Source organism: Sphingomonas sp. 320_CC, assembly GCF_059691795.1.
On sequence record NZ_JCAWAE010000002.1, the window covers coordinates 305,236 to 321,487 of the forward strand.

A 16,252-nucleotide genomic window follows, 5' to 3' on the forward strand; every position below is an offset into this window, starting at 1 on the left:
ACGGAAAGCCCCCATGGTCGACAACCGCAGGGCCGGTATTCAGGCGCCGAACGGGGGTGGCGAAAGGGATTGTTCGCGAAGCCCCGCATACGCTAAGGACAACGCCGATGCGTATCCCCCAGTCCCTTCCGAGCATGTCGCGTGCCTTTGCTGTCACGCTCATCGCAGCGCTTGCGCTCCCCATGGCCGGTTGTGCGGGTCGTTCCGCCAAGGGCGACCTTCCTTACGTCGCGCGCGACGTGGGCACGCTGTACTCGACCGCCAAGGCGCGGCTCGACCAGGGGCGCTACAAGGAGGCGGCACAGCTGTTCGACGAGGTCGAGCGCCAGCATCCCTATTCGATCTGGGCGCGCCGTGCGCAGATCATGTCGGCGTTCAGCTATTATCTCGCGAAGGACTACACCGCGTCGATCAGCTCGGCGCAGCGTTTCCTCGCGGTGCATCCGGGTAACCGCGACGCGCCCTATGCCTATTACCTGATCGCACTCGGCTATTACGAGCAGATCACCGACGTAACGCGCGACCAGAAGATCACGCGGCAGGCGCTCGATTCGCTCGGCGAGCTGATGCGGCGGTATCCGAACACGCGTTACGCATCGGATGCCCGGCTGAAGATCGATCTGGTCAACGACCATCTCGCCGGCAAGGAGATGGAGATCGGGCGGTTCTACGAGACGCGCGGCCAGTGGCTCGCAGCGAACGGCCGGTTCCGCACCGTGATCGACAAGTTCCAGCAGACCACGCACACGCCCGAGGCGCTGATGCGGCTGACCGAGACGTATCTGCAGCTCGGCGTGCCGATCGAGGCCGAGAAGGCCGCCGCGGTGCTGGGTCGCAACTATCCGGGCACCGACTGGTATGATCACGCCTACAAGCTGATGCAGGACCATCCGGTAAAGCCGATTGCACCGCTGGCACCGGGTGAGGCAGTCGTGCCGACAGGAACCGCAGGGACGCCGGGTACCGGGGCGCTGGAGCTTCCCAAGGCGAACGGCAACACCGGTGGCACGGGCGCGGGCAGCGTTTCCAGCCCCGCACCCGTCGGTCCGGGCAGCGCGACGCGGACCGGCCCCGGCAACTGATCAGGGAATACGCCATGAGAACCCGGGCGTGAGAACAATGGGGGATCAACTTCGCGTGCGGATCGTCTAAGACGCGCGGAATGCTGACCGATCTTTCCATTCGCGACGTGGTGCTCATCGAGGCGCTGGATCTGGGATTCGGCGAAGGGCTAGGCGTGCTGACCGGCGAGACCGGCGCGGGCAAGTCGATCCTGCTGGATGCACTGGGGCTGGCGCTGGGCGGACGTGGCGACAGCGGGCTGGTCCGGCACGGCGCGGCGCAGGCGGTGGTGACCGCGACGTTCGATGCCCCTGCCCCCGAGTCGCCACTCGCGCTGTTGTTCGACGAGAACGGGCTGGAGATCGAGCACGGCGAGCCGTTGATCGTGAAGCGCATCGTCAAGGCGGACGGCGGCAGTCGTGGCTTCGTCAACGACCAGCCAGCTTCGGCGGGGCTGCTGCGCGAGATGGCGCCGCATCTGGTCGAGATCCACGGGCAGCATGACGAGCGCGGGTTGCTGAATGCGCGCGGGCACCGGGCGTTGCTGGATATTTTCGGGCGGACCGAGCTTGGGGCTACGGGCAAGGCGTATGCGGGTTTCCGTGCGGCCGAAGCCGAGTTAGCGGCTGCGCGGGCGGATATCGAGACGGCGGCGCGGGATCGCGAATGGCTTGAGCATACGGTTGCAGAGCTGACTGCACTGGCGCCAGTCGCCGGCGAGGAGGAGACGCTGGCAGATACGCGGCGGTCGATGCAGCGCGCGGAGAAGATCGCGGACGACCTGGCGGCGATCGACGATTTCCTCGAGGGCAAGGACGGCGGGATGGCAAAGCTGCGCCAAGCCGCGCGTGTGCTCGAGCGGATCGCTGAAGATCATGTCGCGCTCGGCAATGCGTTGGCGGCGGTCGATCGCGCGGTGATCGAGGCGTCGGTTGCTGAGGAGAGCCTGCGCGATGCGCGGGCGGACATGGCGTATGATCCGCGCGCGCTGGAGGATGACGAGGCGCGGTTGTTCGAGCTTCGGGCGATGGCGCGCAAGCACCGCGTGCAGCCGGATGATCTTGCAGCGCTGGCGGACGAGATGCGCGCGCGGCTGGAGCGGCTCGATGCCGGCGAAGGCGGGATCGCGAAGATCGAGGCGCGGGTGGCGTCTGCGCGGAAGGCGTTCGATACGGCGTCCGATGCTTTGACGAAGCGGCGGCTGGCTGCGGCAAAGCGGCTCGACGTGGCGGTTGCGGGTGAGTTGGCGCCGTTGAAGCTGGACGCGGCGCGGTTCCAGACGGTGGTCGCGCCGCTGGGTGAAGAGGGCTGGTCGGCGGCGGGCAAGGACAGGGTCGAGTTCGAGATCTCGACCAATCCCGGTGCGCCGTTCGCGGCGCTGACCAAGATCGCGTCGGGCGGCGAGTTGTCGCGCTTCATCCTCGCGCTGAAGGTGGCGTTGGCGGAAGAGGGCGGCGCGTCGACGATGGTGTTCGACGAGATCGACCGCGGCGTCGGTGGGGCGGTGGCGAGCGCGATCGGCGAACGACTCGCGCGGTTGGCATTGAGCACGCAGCTGCTGGTGGTGACGCACAGCCCGCAGGTCGCGGCGCGGGGGGCGAAGCATCTGCTGATCGCCAAGAGCAGCGACGGCACGGTCACCCGGACCGGCGTGCGGGCCTTGAGCGAGGACGAGCGGCGGGAAGAGATCGCGCGGATGCTGTCGGGCGCGCAGATTACGGATGAAGCGCGGGCTCAGGCGGAGCGGTTGCTCGAGCGGGCTTAACGCGCTCAGGTTCAGATGGATTTACCACCGGTCTTGTTCCCCCGCGAAGGCGGGGGCCCAGGATACCACCCACAGCGTCCTTGACCCTGGGCTCCCGCGTTCGCGGGAGAACGGTGCCGCGAAAGGCTGATCTCAGGGCATCGCCTGTCGCGGGTGACCCAAGTGGATCTTCAGCACCGGCACGACGATGTAATCGCCGCCGACTTTGCGCAGGCCGTGCAGCGCCCGGCTGCCGAAATCGCCGTCTTCGTGGATCACCGCACGGACCGGCGCCTGTTCAGCGTGGATCATGTCGCCGAGCCCGGCGGCACTGGCGTCGGAGCGCGGCCATAGCGATTGCTGGACACGGTCGTCCGCGGACGAATCGTCGTTCCAGTCATAGCCGATCGCCGGGGCGGGCTCAGGGGAGACGTGAGTCTGCTGGGCGGCAGCGGGCGCGGCAAAGACTATGGCGATGATCGTAACTGCTGTTTTCATCGCACCCCCCGATCCCACCCCGGCGAAGGCCCGGGCCCAGTTGGGAAAGTTTAGCTGGGGAACACGGTGCTCCCTTACAACGACCTTGCCAACTGGCCCCCGGCCTTCGCCGGGGTGATGGGCGAATTCAAGACGCGCCGGTGCCGCCGTTCGCGCCGAAGAAGCTGCCGGTGGTGTAGCTGTCGCTCGGGTCCGCCAGCGCAACGTAGAGGCCCGCCAGTTCGGCCGGCTGACCGGCGCGACCGAGTGGCGTATCCTGCCCGAATTCGCCCATCTTGCCCGGCAATTGCCCGCCCGCGACCTGCAACGGCGTCCAGATCGGGCCCGGCCCTACCGCGTTGACGCGGATGCCCTGCTTGGCGAGCTGTTTGGCGAGCGCCTTGGTGAAGATCAGGATCGCGCCCTTGGTCGAGGCGTAGTCGAGCAGCTCCTTCTCCGGGCTGACCGAATTGACCGACGCGGTGTTGATGATCGAGGCGCCTGGCTTCATCAGCGGGATCGCCGCCTTGCAGAGGTGGAACATCGCGTAGACGTTCGTCTTCATGGTGCGATCGAACTGCTCGAAGCTGATCTCGGCGATCGAGTCCTTCGACTGCTGATAGGCCGCGTTGTTGACGAGGATGTCGAGCCCGCCAAGCTCGCGATTGGCGCGCGCGATCAGGTCGTTGCAGAATTTCGCATCGGTCAGGTCGCCGGGGATCAGGACGACTTTGCGCCCTTCCGCGCGGAGTAGCTTGGCGACGTCCTGCGCGTCGGGTTCCTCGGTCGGGTAATAGTTGATCGCGACGTCGGCGCCTTCGCGCGAGAACGCGATGACGGCGGCACGACCGATCCCCGAATCGCCGCCGGTGACGAGTGCCTTGCGACCGGCCAGGCGCCCAGACCCGCGATAGCTTGCCTCCCCGCAATCGGGAACGGGGTGCATGTTGCGCTGGAGCGCGGGCCATTTCTGGCGCTGTTCGGGGAACGGTTGCGAAGGATATTTGGTCTTCGGATCGGCGAGTGGAGCAGCACCTTGCGCGAAGGCGGGTGCGGCGGCGGCGGCGAGGCCGGTGACGGCGGCGCCCTTGAAGAGGTCTCGACGGCTGGTGTCTGTCATGATCATGTTTCCCTGAAAATGCCTTGGGATGTCAGCGCGCAACTCGGGCGAATGTTCACGCCATGTTGATCGAGGTCTTGTCGAAAGGTGGCCCCCTCCCCTAACCCGGCGCGATGTCAGACCTTCCCGCGACCGAAACCGAAGCCGCCGCCGAGCTGGAGACGCTCGCCGCGCTGATCGCGTATCATAACGCGCGCTATCACACCGACGACGCGCCCGAGATCAGCGATGCCGAGTATGATGCGCTGGTGCGGCGCAATGCGGCGGTTGAAGCAGCGTTTCCGGCTACGGTGCGGAGCGATTCGCCGAGCCGGACGGTCGGTGCTGCACCCGCGGGACACCTCGCGAAAGTCGCGCATGCCAAGGCGATGATGAGCCTCGACAACGCGTTTGCGGACGATGAGGTCGAGGAGTTCGTCGCGCGCGTGCGCCGGTTCCTGAAGCTGGCGGACGACGAACCGGTCGCGCTGACCGCGGAGCCGAAGATCGACGGGCTGTCGTGCTCGTTGCGGTATGAGGACGGGCGGCTGGTGCAGGCGTTGACCCGTGGCGATGGCCAGGTCGGCGAGGACGTTACCGCCAACGTCCGGACCATCGGCGACATTCCTCAACAGTTGAACGGCGAAGCGCCCGCAGTCTTCGAGGTTCGCGGCGAGGTGTATATGGCGAAGGACGACTTCGCCGCCTTGAACGCGCGCCTGCTCGCCGAGGCCAAGGAGACCGGCAAGGACGCGCGACAGTTCGCCAACCCGCGCAATGCCGCCGCCGGATCGCTGCGCCAGAAGGACGCGAGCGTCACCGCAAGCCGGACGCTGCGGTTCCTCGCGCATGGCTGGGGCGAGGCGAGCGTCGTGCCGGGCGAAACGCAGGCCGAAGTCGTCGACACGTTGCGCGGCTGGGGCTTCCCGATCGCCGAAGGGTTCGCGCGGGTCGAAGGAACGGCCGCGGCGCTCGACGTGTACCGCAAGATCGAAGCCGAGCGCGCCGACCTGCCGTTCGACATCGACGGCGTGGTCTACAAGGTCGACCGGCTCGACTGGCAGGCGCGGCTGGGTCAGGTCGCCAAGGCACCACGCTGGGCGATCGCGCACAAATTCCCCGCCGAGCGTGCGCAGACTTTACTCGAGAAGATCGACATCCAGGTCGGCCGGACCGGTGCGATGACCCCGGTCGCGCGGCTGTCCCCCGTCACCGTCGGCGGCGTCGTCGTGACCAACGCGACCCTCCACAATGCCGACGAGATCGAGCGATTGGGCGTGCGGCCGGGCGACCGCGTGCTCGTCCAGCGCGCCGGCGACGTGATCCCGCAGATCGTCGAGAACCTGACCCCGGACGCCAAGCGCGAAGCGTATGTCTTTCCGCATGTCTGCCCCGAATGCGGGTCGGCGGCCGAACGCGAGGAAGGCGAGGTCGTCTATCGCTGCACCGGCGGACTGATCTGCCCGGCGCAGCGAGTCGAGCGGCTGATCCACTTCGCGTCGCGCCATGCGTTCGACATCGGCGGCCTCGGCCAGACGCTGATCGAGGCGTTCTTCCGCGACGGGCTGATCGAATCGCCCGCCGACATCTTCCGCCTGACCGAGGAGCAACTCGCCGCGCGCAAGAAGGACGGGCGCGTCTGGGCGGCCAAGGTGATCGCGGCGATCGAGACCAAGCGGACGATCCCGCTCGACCGCTTCCTGTTCTCGCTCGGCATCCGCCACGTCGGCGAGATTACCGCACGAGACCTTGCGCGACGCTATGTGTCCGCACGCGCGCTCGGCACGGTGCTCCGTCACGCGGTGTTCCTGCGCGGCCAGATCGAACCGGTCATCGGCGAACCCGAGCGGAAATTCGTGCTCCGCCGCGACAAGCTGCTGGTCGGCGCGATCGAGACCGCGGGGATCGGCCCCGAGGTCGCGAGCGCACTCGTCGGCTTCTGCGCCGAGCCGCACAACCGCCGAGTCGTGTTCGACCTGTTGCGCGAAGTGAAGCCCGCGGACGTCGTACACGAGACGCGCGAGTCGCCGGTGACGGGCCAGATCCTGGTCTTCACCGGCAGCCTCGAAACGCTGAGCCGCGACGAGGCGAAGGCGCAGGCGGAAGCGCTCGGTGCCCGCGTTGCCGCGTCGGTTTCGAGCAAGACCGGCCTAGTCATCGCCGGCCCCGGCGCAGGATCGAAGCTCAAGAAAGCCACCGACCTCGGCATCCGGGTGATCACCGAAGCCGAATGGGCCGCGATCGTCGCCGCCAGCTAGGCGCGGCCCACACTCTCGGTATTGGTTCCAACTGCCCCGAAAGGGTTCGATTGCGTGGCTTTTTTGCAACGCACCATGACGGAGTGCGTCTGTGACACTTACCGACTCGCCAATGTCACAGAACCGAAATATCCGGCGTGCAGGGGCACGGATGTCCGGTGGGAAAGCCGACATCCAGAGCTACGGGCTCTAAGGGGACATTATTCAGATGCGTACCATGCTTGCTTGCGGCGTTGCTTTCGCCGCGCTCATGATTCCGGCTGCAGCCTTCGCTCAGTCGACCGCCACGATCGAAGCAGAAAACCCAGAAATCGTCGTCAGCGGCCAGCGCGGCACGCCAAGCGTCAACGGTATCCAGACGCCCGATACGCCCAAAGCCAAGGCCGTTCTGACGCAGGAACTCATCGAGCGTCGCACGCCGGGCCAGTCCATCCTCGATACGATCAACCTCGTCCCTGGCGTCAGCTTTACCAACAGCGACCCTTACGGCGGTTCGGGTGGCCAGTTGCGTATTCGCGGTTTCAGTGGTGACCGCGTTTCGCTGACGTTTGACGGTATCCCGCTCAACGATTCGGGCAACTATTCGATCTATTCGAACCAGCAGCTCGACCCGGAATTGATCCAGGAGGTCAACGTCAACTTCGGCGCCACCGACGTTGACTCGCCCACCGCCAGCGCTTCGGGCGGTACGGTCAACTACCGTTCGCTCACGCCGACCGACAAGATCAGCGCGGCTGGCGCATTCTCGCACGGCACGAACGACATGAACCGTGCGTTCGTGCTGCTGAACACTGGTACCTTCACGTCGTTCGGCACCAAGGCATGGCTGTCGGCCAGCACGCAGACCTATGACCAGTTCCGTGGCTACGGGAAGATCAACAAGCAGCAGTTCAACGGCAAGATTTACCAGCCGATCGGCAGCGGCCGCGACTTCATCTCGATCGCAGCGCATTACAACCAGAACCGCAACAGCTCGTACAGCAACCCGACGATCGCGAACATCCGCACCCGGCTCGCCGCTGGCGGAACGACCATCCCAGCCGCCACGGCGATCACGGCTGCAAACCCGTACACGCTCGACCTGAGCAATTCGCAGTACGATTATGTGTTCGACGACACGTCGCCCACGTATCTGTACGACCGCAGCTGCAACCTGGCATCGGCTGCCGGCGTTCGCGGCACGGTGCAGAACGATCGTAACTCGTGCAACAATGTCGCCGGCACCGCGATCAACCCGTCGAACACGGGCAACGTCCGTGTCAATTCGCGCTTCGGCATCACCGACAAGCTGACCTTCACGTTCGACGGTGCGTACAGCTTCACGCGCGCGAACGGCGGCGGATCGACGCTGATGGCCGAGAGCAATGCCGGGGCGACGACCGCCAACGGCACCTATGCGCAGCAGTATCAGCGCGTCGGCGCCGGGATCGCAGCGGGTGCGGATCTGAACGGCGATGGCGACCAGCTCGATTTTGTCCGCGTTTACTGGCCATCGAACACGCGCACGCAGCGTTTCACCGCGATCGCCAATCTGCGCTACGAGTTCGACTCGCATAACGCGGTCCGCCTCGCCTACACCTGGGATCGCGCCCGTCACCGCCAGACCGGCGAAGCTAGCTTGCTCGATCCGTTTGGCCGCCCCTATGAAGTGTTCAGCGCTCTGGACGGCGAAGGTCCCTATGCGGTCAACGATGCCGCCGGGAACGTTTTGAACAAGCGCAACCGTCTGTCCTACGCGATCCTCCACCAGGTTTCGGGCGAGTATCGCGGCACGTTCTTCGAAGACAAGCTGGACCTGACGCTCGGTGTCCGCGCACCGTTCTTCCGTCGCAACCTGTCGAACTATTGCTACACCATCCCCGGCAACTCGAGCGACGCATACTGCACCTCGCAGACCGCGGCACAGGTTGGCGCAACGCCCGCTACTGCTGGGTTTGGCCTCCCGTACAAGAACCGCATCAAGGCCTATGACGCGGTGCTTCCGAACGTCGGCTTCACCTACAACATCTTCGATCATCTCGGCATGTTCGGCAGCTATGCGAAGGGCGTCTCGGTTCCCAAGACCGACAACCTCTACTCGTTCGACGACGTGAAGATCGCGCCGGTCGCCGAAGTGAAGCCGGAAAAGACCGACTCGTTCGATCTTGGCCTTCGCTATAGCTCGCGGATCATCCAGGCGCAGGTCGCAGCCTGGTACATCTCGTACAAGAACCGCATCATCAGCTCGACGGTGCAGCTCGAGGGTGGCGGCACGCAGAGCCTCGATCGCAACGTCGGCAAGGTCGAGAGCAAGGGCATCGATGCCAGCCTCGGCATCCAGCCGATCAAGCACATCTCGGTGTACGGGTTCGTCTCGTACCTCGACTCGGAACTGAAGAACGACGCGACCGATCCAATCACGGGTGCGATCATCGTCGCAACGAAGGGCAAGTTCGTCGTCGAGACGCCTGAGTGGCAGTATGGCGGTCGTGCGCAGGTGTCGTTCGAGCCGGTCTCGGTCGGCGTGCAGGTCAAGCGTACCGGCAGCCGCTGGGTCACCGACGTCAACGATCTGAAGTCGGCGGGCTACACGATCGTCGATCTCGATGCGCGCTTCGACATGAAGCGGTTCGGCCTGGACAACACGTTCTTCCAGCTGAACGTGTCGAACCTGCTGAACGAGCGCTACTTCGGCAACCTGAGCACGAACACCGTTGCATCGAACAACCCGCGCTTCACCTTCGGTGCACCGCGTACGTTCATCGGATCGGTGCACTTCGGCTTCTAAAATATAACTGAACTAGTCGGTCGAATTGGCCGCCGCTTCCTTCGGGATGCGGCGGACTTTTTCGTTTGGCGGCCTAGCGCCCGACCAAACCGTTCGGCTTTTGCGTGTGCCTTGCGCGGCGTGTAAGACGGTGGGCCAATGGCTAATTCTTCCGTCCCGCCCCCCGGCTCGTCCGCCTTGAACTCGACCCGGCGCTTGCCCTTCACGGCGCGGCCGTTTTTCGAGAACAAGGCGCGGGCGTTCTGGATACTCCAGGCGGTCGGGTGGAGCGGATATCTGCTGCTGCGCGGCGTGGTGTCGATCTCGAACGGGCTGTCGCTCGACGGGGTGATCCCGGTGATCGTCGAGGCGATCGTCGGATATTGCATCACGCTGCTGCTCTCGACGATGTACGGCCAGTATCGGCGGATGAACCGGCTTGTCGGCATTTTCCTGACGATCGCGACGCTCGCCGCCGCGACGTTCCTGTACGCGGTGCTTGACGCATTCACCTTCTCGTTCATCGCGACCGCGACGCCGGGGGTGACTCTCACGCGGCTGCTCGGGTCGGTGTACGTCACGTTCACGGTGCTGTTCGGGTGGTCGGCGCTGTATTTCGGGATCAACTTCTACCTGATCGTCGAGCAGCAGATCGACCAGATGGAGCATCTGGAGAACCAGGCGTCGTCGGCGCAGCTGGCGATGCTGCGGTACCAGCTCAACCCGCATTTCCTATTCAACACGCTGAACTCGATCTCGACCTTGGTGCTGCTCAAGCAGACCGAGCGGGCGAACGCGATGCTCAGCCGGCTGTCGTCGTTCCTGCGCTATACGCTGGCGAACGAGCCGACCGCGCATGTCACCGTCGCGCAGGAGGTGGACCAGCTGAAGCTGTATCTGGAGATCGAGAAGATGCGCTTCGAGGATCGGATGCGGCCCAAGTTCGACATCGATCCGCGCGCCGAACGCGCGCGCCTACCGTCGCTGCTGCTGCAACCGCTGGTCGAAAACGCGATAAAATATGCCGTTACGCCGCAGGAGGAAGGCGCCGAAATCTGCGTCGAAGTGCGGCTCGCCGGGGAACGCGTGCAGATCGCCGTATCCGATACCGGTCCGGGCTTGATCGAGGGCCGGATCGGTTCAAGCCAATCCACAGGCGTGGGGCTCGCTAATATTAGAGACAGGTTGGCTCAGGCATATGGGCCCGACCACCGTTTCGAAACCCGCTCCACGCCCGCTGGCGGCTTCTCGGTCGAGATCGAGATTCCGTATCAGCTTGAAGACGTGAACAGAGAGGCCGCATGACCATCCGTACCATTCTCGTCGACGACGAGCCGCTGGCGATCCAGGGGCTGGAACTCCGACTCCAGGCCCATGAAGACGTCGAGATCATCGAAAAATGCTCGAACGGCCGCGAGGCGATTCGCGCGATCAAGACGCACAAGCCCGACCTCGTCTTCCTCGATATCCAGATGCCGGGGTTCGACGGGTTCTCCGTCGTGCAGGGCCTGATGGAGGTCGAGCCGCCGCTGTTCGTGTTCGTGACCGCGTATTCGGACCACGCGTTGCGCGCGTTCGAGGCGCAGGCGGTCGATTATCTGATGAAGCCGGTCGAGGAATCGCGGTTGGCCGATACGATCGAGCGGGTTCGGCAGCGTCTGTCGGAAAAACGCGGCGTCGAGGAAGTGGATCGGTTGCGCGAAGTGCTCGCCGATGTCGCGCCGGATGCGGCGGCGGATATGCCGGACGGCGATGCGGTGTCGGCGAACCGGTTCGAGAAGCTTATCAACATCAAGGATCGCGGGCAGATCTTCCGCGTCGATGTGGACACGATCGAGCGGATCGATGCGGCCGGCGATTATATGTGCATCTATACCGGCGATAATACGCTGATCTTGCGCGAGACGATGAAGGATCTGGAGAAGCGGCTGGATCCGCGGCGGTTCCAGCGCGTGCATCGCTCGACGATCGTGAACCTGGATCTGGTGAAGCAGGTCAAGCCGCATACCAACGGGGAATGCTTCCTGGTGTTGAATTCTGGTGCGAGCGTGAAGGTTTCGCGGTCGTATCGCGATGTGGTGGCGCGGTTCGTTCACTGAGTTCGAGCCGTCGTCCTAGCCGCGTCCCCGTCATCCTGACGAACGTCAGGATCCAGAGTCACTGAGGGCACGCTCGTTAATCTGGATCGTGACGTTCGTCAGGATGACGGACGCGGGGGTGTGGTCGGGGCGGCTTTCGGGAGCGTGCTCTTCCACGTCCGTCCTTGCCGATCGAGGTCCCGATTTCGTCGGGATGACGGGGGAGCTCCCTTAGCGGGCGCTTCCCCCGTTTCCCGTGGCCATTAACCAGTCCCTAAACCCCGCGGCCTAGAGCGGGGGGATGAAGACGTCGGGTTACGGCCTTTATCCCCATGCGCTGATCAGCCTGCCCGCTCTAGTGATGGCGACGTCGTGCGTGCCGGCGGATCGGCCGGCGGCGATCGCCCGGGTCCAGCCCGAGCGGAACTCGCGAGCCTTGCTGAGCCGAATGGCGTTACATGTGCCGGATGACATCTCCGCAAAGATCGCGACGGCCGCACCCGATGCGCTGTCTGCCGCTGCGGCGCCGTTCGTTGCTCCGCCGTTTTTGACTTCGAACTCTGTCGATGACGCGAGCCGAGCAGCCGAGTGCCTGACGGCGGCGGTGTACTATGAAGCGCGGTCGCAGTCGGAGGATGGGCAGCGGGCGGTGGCGCAGGTGGTGTTGAACCGGGTGCGCGACCGGGCTTTTCCGAACAGCGTTTGCGGAGTCGTGTACCAGGGGGCCGAGCGGCGGACCGGGTGCCAGTTCAGCTTTACCTGCGACGGTTCGATGAACCGGGCGCGGGAGCCGGGGGCCTGGGATCGGGCACGGGCGGTGGCGAGCGCGGCGCTTGGGGGGAGCGTGTATGCGCCGGTCGGGGCGGCGACGTCGTTTCATACGACGAGCATTTTGCCGTGGTGGGCGTCGAGCCTTGCGCGGATTACGACGGTTGGGGCGCACGTGTTCTATCGCTGGCAGGGGGCGTTGGAGCGGGCTCTGACGTTTCGGCAGGCTTATGCCGGGGTCGAGCCTGGGGTTCGGGGTGTGGGTTTAGCGAGCGGTGGTGGCGTGGCGGCGGTTGCGGCGCAGGTTGCTGGGGTTTCGGTGCATTATGGCAATCGGGACGACGTTGCGGAATCGAGTGCGGAGCCGGCCGATGCTCCGCATGGGGTGACGGTGCACCGGGGTGTGTTGCGTTCTGGTCCGGCGATTGCGGGTGCGGCGGTTGTGCAGACGCGGTTGGTTTCCGGAGTGCGAGTTCACGTTGGTGGGCGGGCGGCTGCGATGATCGGCAGTGGTACCGGGGACGATGCGGTAGTGTCGGACGAAACCTGATAGCTCCCTCCCCTTCAGGGGAGGGTCGGGGTGGCGCACTGCCCCGAGCGACACGTTCGCGGACAAGCCCCACCCCAGCCCTCCCCTAAAGGGAAGGGAGTTTTAGAGACTCCGTATTCCAATACCTGCACCACCCCGGCGAAGGCCGGGGCCCAGTTGGGGGACGTCGCCAACTGCGAACCGCGCTTCGTTACGACCACCTTTCCAACTGGGCCCCGGCCTTCGCCGGGGTGGTGGCTTATATAGAGAACGGATCGGCAATCTGATCCTCCCCCGCAAGGGGGAGGTGGCTGGCGCTTGCCAGACGGAGGGGGAGGCATGCGAAACGTCTGTTGCGTGGTCCTCCCCCTCCGTCGCCTTCGGCGTCACCTCCCCCTGGCGGGGGAGGATCGAGAGCGCATCGACCAGGGACCGGCCGGCAAACTCCCCCTGCCCCTCCCCTCGCAAAACCATGCTGCATCTGCTAACGGCACGGCCATGCTGAACCTGAACAATATCACGGTGCGCCTGGGCGGACGCGTTATCCTCGATGGCGCCACCGCTGCGTTGCCGCCCGGCTCGCGCGTCGGGCTGATCGGGCGCAACGGCGCGGGCAAGTCGACGATGGTGCGCGTGATCGCGGGACAGTTGGAGCCCGACGACGGCTCGGCCGACATGCCGAAGGGCGCCCGCATCGGCTACCTCGCGCAGGAAGCGCCGCACGGCGTGAAGACCCCGTTCGAGACTGTGCTCGAAGCCGATCTGGAGCGCGCCGCGCTGATGATCGAAAGCGAGACGAGCGAGGATCCCGACCGGCTCGGCGACGTATACGAGCGGCTGATCGCGATCGACGCCTATACCGCGCCCGCGCGCGCCGCGCAGATCCTGCTCGGCCTCGGCTTCGACGAGGACATGCAGGCACGGACGCTCGACAGCTTTTCGGGTGGCTGGAAGATGCGTGTGGCGCTCGCCGCGCTGCTGTTCTCGCAGCCGGACCTGCTGCTGCTCGACGAGCCTTCGAACCATCTCGATCTCGAGGCGGTGATGTGGCTCGAGGACTTCCTCAAGGGCTACAAGGCGACGATCGTGGTGGTCAGCCACGAGCGCGATTTCCTCAACAACGTGGTCGATCACATCCTGCATCTGCAGGGCGGCAAGATCACGCTGTATCCGGGCGGCTACGACGCGTTCGAGCGACAGCGCGCCGAGCGACTCGCGCAGATCGAGGCGGCACGCGCCAACCAAGCGGTGCAGCGCGAGAAGCTGCAGGAATATATCGCCAAGAACTCCGCGCGTGCGTCGACCGCGAAGCAGGCGCAGTCGCGGCAGAAGATGCTGTCGAAGATGCAGCCGATCGCCGAGAGCTACAACGATCCGACGCTGTCGTTCGGCTTCCCCAACCCGACCGAGCTGCGTCCGCCGTTGATCACGCTCGACATGGCGACGGTGGGCTATGCCGACGTGCCGATCCTGAAGCGGCTCAACATGCGGCTCGATCCCGACGACCGGGTCGCGCTGCTCGGCCGCAACGGCAACGGCAAGACCACGCTCGCGCGGCTGCTGGCGGCGCAGCTGACGCCGATGGATGGCGAGATGTCGTCGTCGGGCAAGATGAAGGTCGGGTATTTCACGCAGTATCAGGTCGAGGAACTCGATCCGACCGACTCGCCGATCGAGCACATGTCGTATCTGATGAAGGGCGCGACGCCGGCTGCGGTGCGCGCGCAGCTGGGGCGGTTCGGCTTCTCCGGCGACAAGGCGACGACGCGGGTCGGCAAGCTGTCTGGTGGCGAGCGGGCGCGTCTGGCGCTGGCGCTGATCACGCGCGATGCGCCGCATCTGCTGATCCTCGATGAGCCTACCAACCATCTCGACGTCGATGCGCGTGAGGCGCTCGTGCAGGCGCTTAACGCCTATACCGGCGCCGTGGTGCTGGTCAGCCATGACCGGCATATGCTGGAGCTGACCGCGGATCGGCTTGTGCTGGTCGATGACGGGACGGCGAAGGAATTTGACGGCAGCCTCGACGATTACATCGCGTTCGTCCTGAAGGGCGACGGCGGCAAGGGCGATGCGGCGTCGAAGGCGGACAAGAAGGCCGGGAAGAAGGCGGCGGCCGAGGCGAAGAGCAACGATGCGGCGCTTCGGAAGGCTCTGCGCGAGATCGAGGAGCAGACCGCGAAGTTCACCAAGGAGCGTAATGCTCTGGACCGCGCGATGGTCGATCCGGCCAATGCGGAGCCGCGGTTTTCGCGGATGTCGATGGGGGATCTGAGCAAGCGTCGCGCCGAGGTGCATGCGAAGCTCGAGGCTAGCGAGGCGAAGTGGCTCGAGGCTAGCGAGGCGCTGGAGGGGGTGGAGGCTTAAGGCCCCCCGCCCCGCGTAACGTCCCTCGCCATCGCCGTCATCCCAGCGAAAGCTGGGATCTCTCCATTCGGGTCGCACCATCCGCCAAGCGGGATACCCCAGCTTTCGCTGGGGTGACGGGATTTGTGAGGGGGCAGCCGTATTCCAGCGCGCCAGTAACTCAGCAACGGTTCGCGCTTCTATGTTCTCCCGCGAAGGCGGGAGCCCAGTCTGGGTCCCCGCCTTCGCGGGGAAACATGCTTTCCACGTTTTGGGAAATAAGCGCCAAACCTATTTGGCTCAGCCCTCGTCGGTGTCCGCGCCCGCTGCCGGACGCTCGAACCAGGCTTCCACCGGCCCGACCAGCTTCAGCGTCAGCGGGTTGCCGTTGCGGTCGACCTTCTTGCCGAGCGCGACTCGGATCCAGCCTTCCGAGATGCAATATTCCTCGACGTCGTGGCGGACCTTGTCCTTGAAGCGGATGCCGATGCCGCGTTCGAGCAGGTCCTGCTGGAAGAACGGGCTGCGCTGGTTGATCGACAGGCGATCGGGGGGCGTGTCGCCGGTTGCGGCCGGGGTGGCGGCGGCTTCGGTCTCGGGGGTGTTTGGCGTGTCGGTCATGGTCGCGCGTCTAGCGGCAAGCACTGGGGGCGCGCCAGAAAAAAGGCACCGGACGCAAGAGAGGCGCCGGGATTGCTCCCGACGCCTCTCCGCGATCTCATGATCGGATCAGCTGCAAACCTGCACCGCGACCCGGTCGCCGTAATAGGGGTCGACGCGCCACTCGTTCCAGCACCGCGGGCGGTAATCCTCGCGGTAGTAGGTGCGCACCGGCGGGCTGTAATACGCCACCGGTGGCTGCGCGTAATAGCCGCCGTTGTAGTACCCGCGGTCATAGTACCGATTGCGGTTGTTGCTGCTGGCGATCGCCGCACCTACACCTAGGCCGAGGATGCCGCCGAGCACTGCTGCGCCGGCCGCATTGCCGCCGCCACGATGGCCGTGCCAGCCGCCGCCGTAGCCGCGCCCATAACCACCGCGCCCCCAACGCTGCGCGTCGGCTGGTGCTGCTGCCGTCAGAGCCGTTGCGGCGAGTGCTACGCCGAGGCCTGCTTTCTTGAAAAATCCGTTCATCTCTTCCGAAC

General features: G+C 65.3%; 12 protein-coding genes. 8 read left to right on the forward strand and 4 right to left on the reverse strand.

Going from position 1 to position 16,252, the window contains the following annotated elements; all coding sequences use genetic code 11:
- The first annotated feature begins 182 nt into the window (after positions 1–182).
- Positions 183–1,082 carry an outer membrane protein assembly factor BamD gene (locus AC59GX_RS08270; RefSeq protein WP_426280390.1) on the forward strand — a complete coding sequence of 300 codons (900 nt, stop codon included), beginning with the start codon at positions 183–185 and terminating at the stop codon, positions 1,080–1,082.
- A gap of 80 nt (positions 1,083–1,162) precedes the next feature.
- Positions 1,163–2,827 carry a DNA repair protein RecN gene (gene recN / locus AC59GX_RS08275; RefSeq protein ID WP_426279857.1) on the forward strand — a complete coding sequence of 555 codons (1,665 nt, stop codon included), beginning with the start codon at positions 1,163–1,165 and terminating at the stop codon, positions 2,825–2,827.
- A gap of 132 nt (positions 2,828–2,959) precedes the next feature.
- Here recN and AC59GX_RS08280 read toward each other — a convergent pair whose 3' ends face one another.
- Complete coding sequence (locus AC59GX_RS08280) at positions 2,960–3,304, reverse strand: hypothetical protein (protein WP_426279858.1); 345 nt, start codon at positions 3,302–3,304, stop codon at positions 2,960–2,962.
- Positions 3,305–3,431: 127 nt separating this feature from the next.
- Entirely contained in the window at positions 3,432–4,403 is a 972-nt protein-coding gene (locus tag AC59GX_RS08285; protein WP_133020412.1) for an SDR family oxidoreductase, read from the reverse strand.
- Positions 4,404–4,516: 113 nt separating this feature from the next.
- On the opposite strand from AC59GX_RS08285, the gene ligA reads away from it, so the two are divergent.
- From ligA to AC59GX_RS08315, 6 genes are all read left to right on the forward strand, one after another.
- Positions 4,517–6,640, forward strand: a complete 2,124-nt coding sequence (gene ligA, locus AC59GX_RS08290) for an NAD-dependent DNA ligase LigA (protein WP_426279859.1) — start codon at positions 4,517–4,519, stop codon at positions 6,638–6,640.
- A 208-nt stretch (positions 6,641–6,848) separates the two neighbouring features.
- The gene (locus tag AC59GX_RS08295; protein ID WP_426279860.1) at positions 6,849–9,407 is read left to right on the forward strand and encodes a TonB-dependent receptor; all 2,559 of its coding nucleotides are present in this window, start codon (positions 6,849–6,851) and stop codon (positions 9,405–9,407) included.
- Positions 9,408–9,545: 138 nt separating this feature from the next.
- A complete protein-coding gene (locus tag AC59GX_RS08300; protein ID WP_082441718.1) occupies positions 9,546–10,691 on the forward strand; it encodes a sensor histidine kinase in 1,146 nt (381 codons plus the stop codon).
- A complete protein-coding gene (locus AC59GX_RS08305) occupies positions 10,688–11,485 on the forward strand; it encodes a LytR/AlgR family response regulator transcription factor (protein ID WP_031393111.1) in 798 nt (265 codons plus the stop codon). The genes AC59GX_RS08300 and AC59GX_RS08305 overlap by 4 nt, the downstream gene beginning before the upstream one ends.
- 280 nt (positions 11,486–11,765) lie before the next feature.
- The gene (locus AC59GX_RS08310; RefSeq protein ID WP_426279861.1) at positions 11,766–12,782 is read left to right on the forward strand and encodes a cell wall hydrolase; all 1,017 of its coding nucleotides are present in this window, start codon (positions 11,766–11,768) and stop codon (positions 12,780–12,782) included.
- Positions 12,783–13,259: 477 nt separating this feature from the next.
- Complete coding sequence (locus AC59GX_RS08315) at positions 13,260–15,128, forward strand: ABC-F family ATP-binding cassette domain-containing protein (protein ID WP_426279862.1); 1,869 nt, start codon at positions 13,260–13,262, stop codon at positions 15,126–15,128.
- 279 nt (positions 15,129–15,407) lie between these two features.
- Here AC59GX_RS08315 and AC59GX_RS08320 read toward each other — a convergent pair whose 3' ends face one another.
- A complete protein-coding gene (locus AC59GX_RS08320; RefSeq protein ID WP_132737347.1) occupies positions 15,408–15,728 on the reverse strand; it encodes a DUF3297 family protein in 321 nt (106 codons plus the stop codon).
- A 108-nt stretch (positions 15,729–15,836) separates the two neighbouring features.
- Positions 15,837–16,241 carry a hypothetical protein gene (locus AC59GX_RS08325; RefSeq protein WP_132737344.1) on the reverse strand — a complete coding sequence of 135 codons (405 nt, stop codon included), beginning with the start codon at positions 16,239–16,241 and terminating at the stop codon, positions 15,837–15,839.
- Positions 16,242–16,252 lie beyond the last annotated feature (11 nt).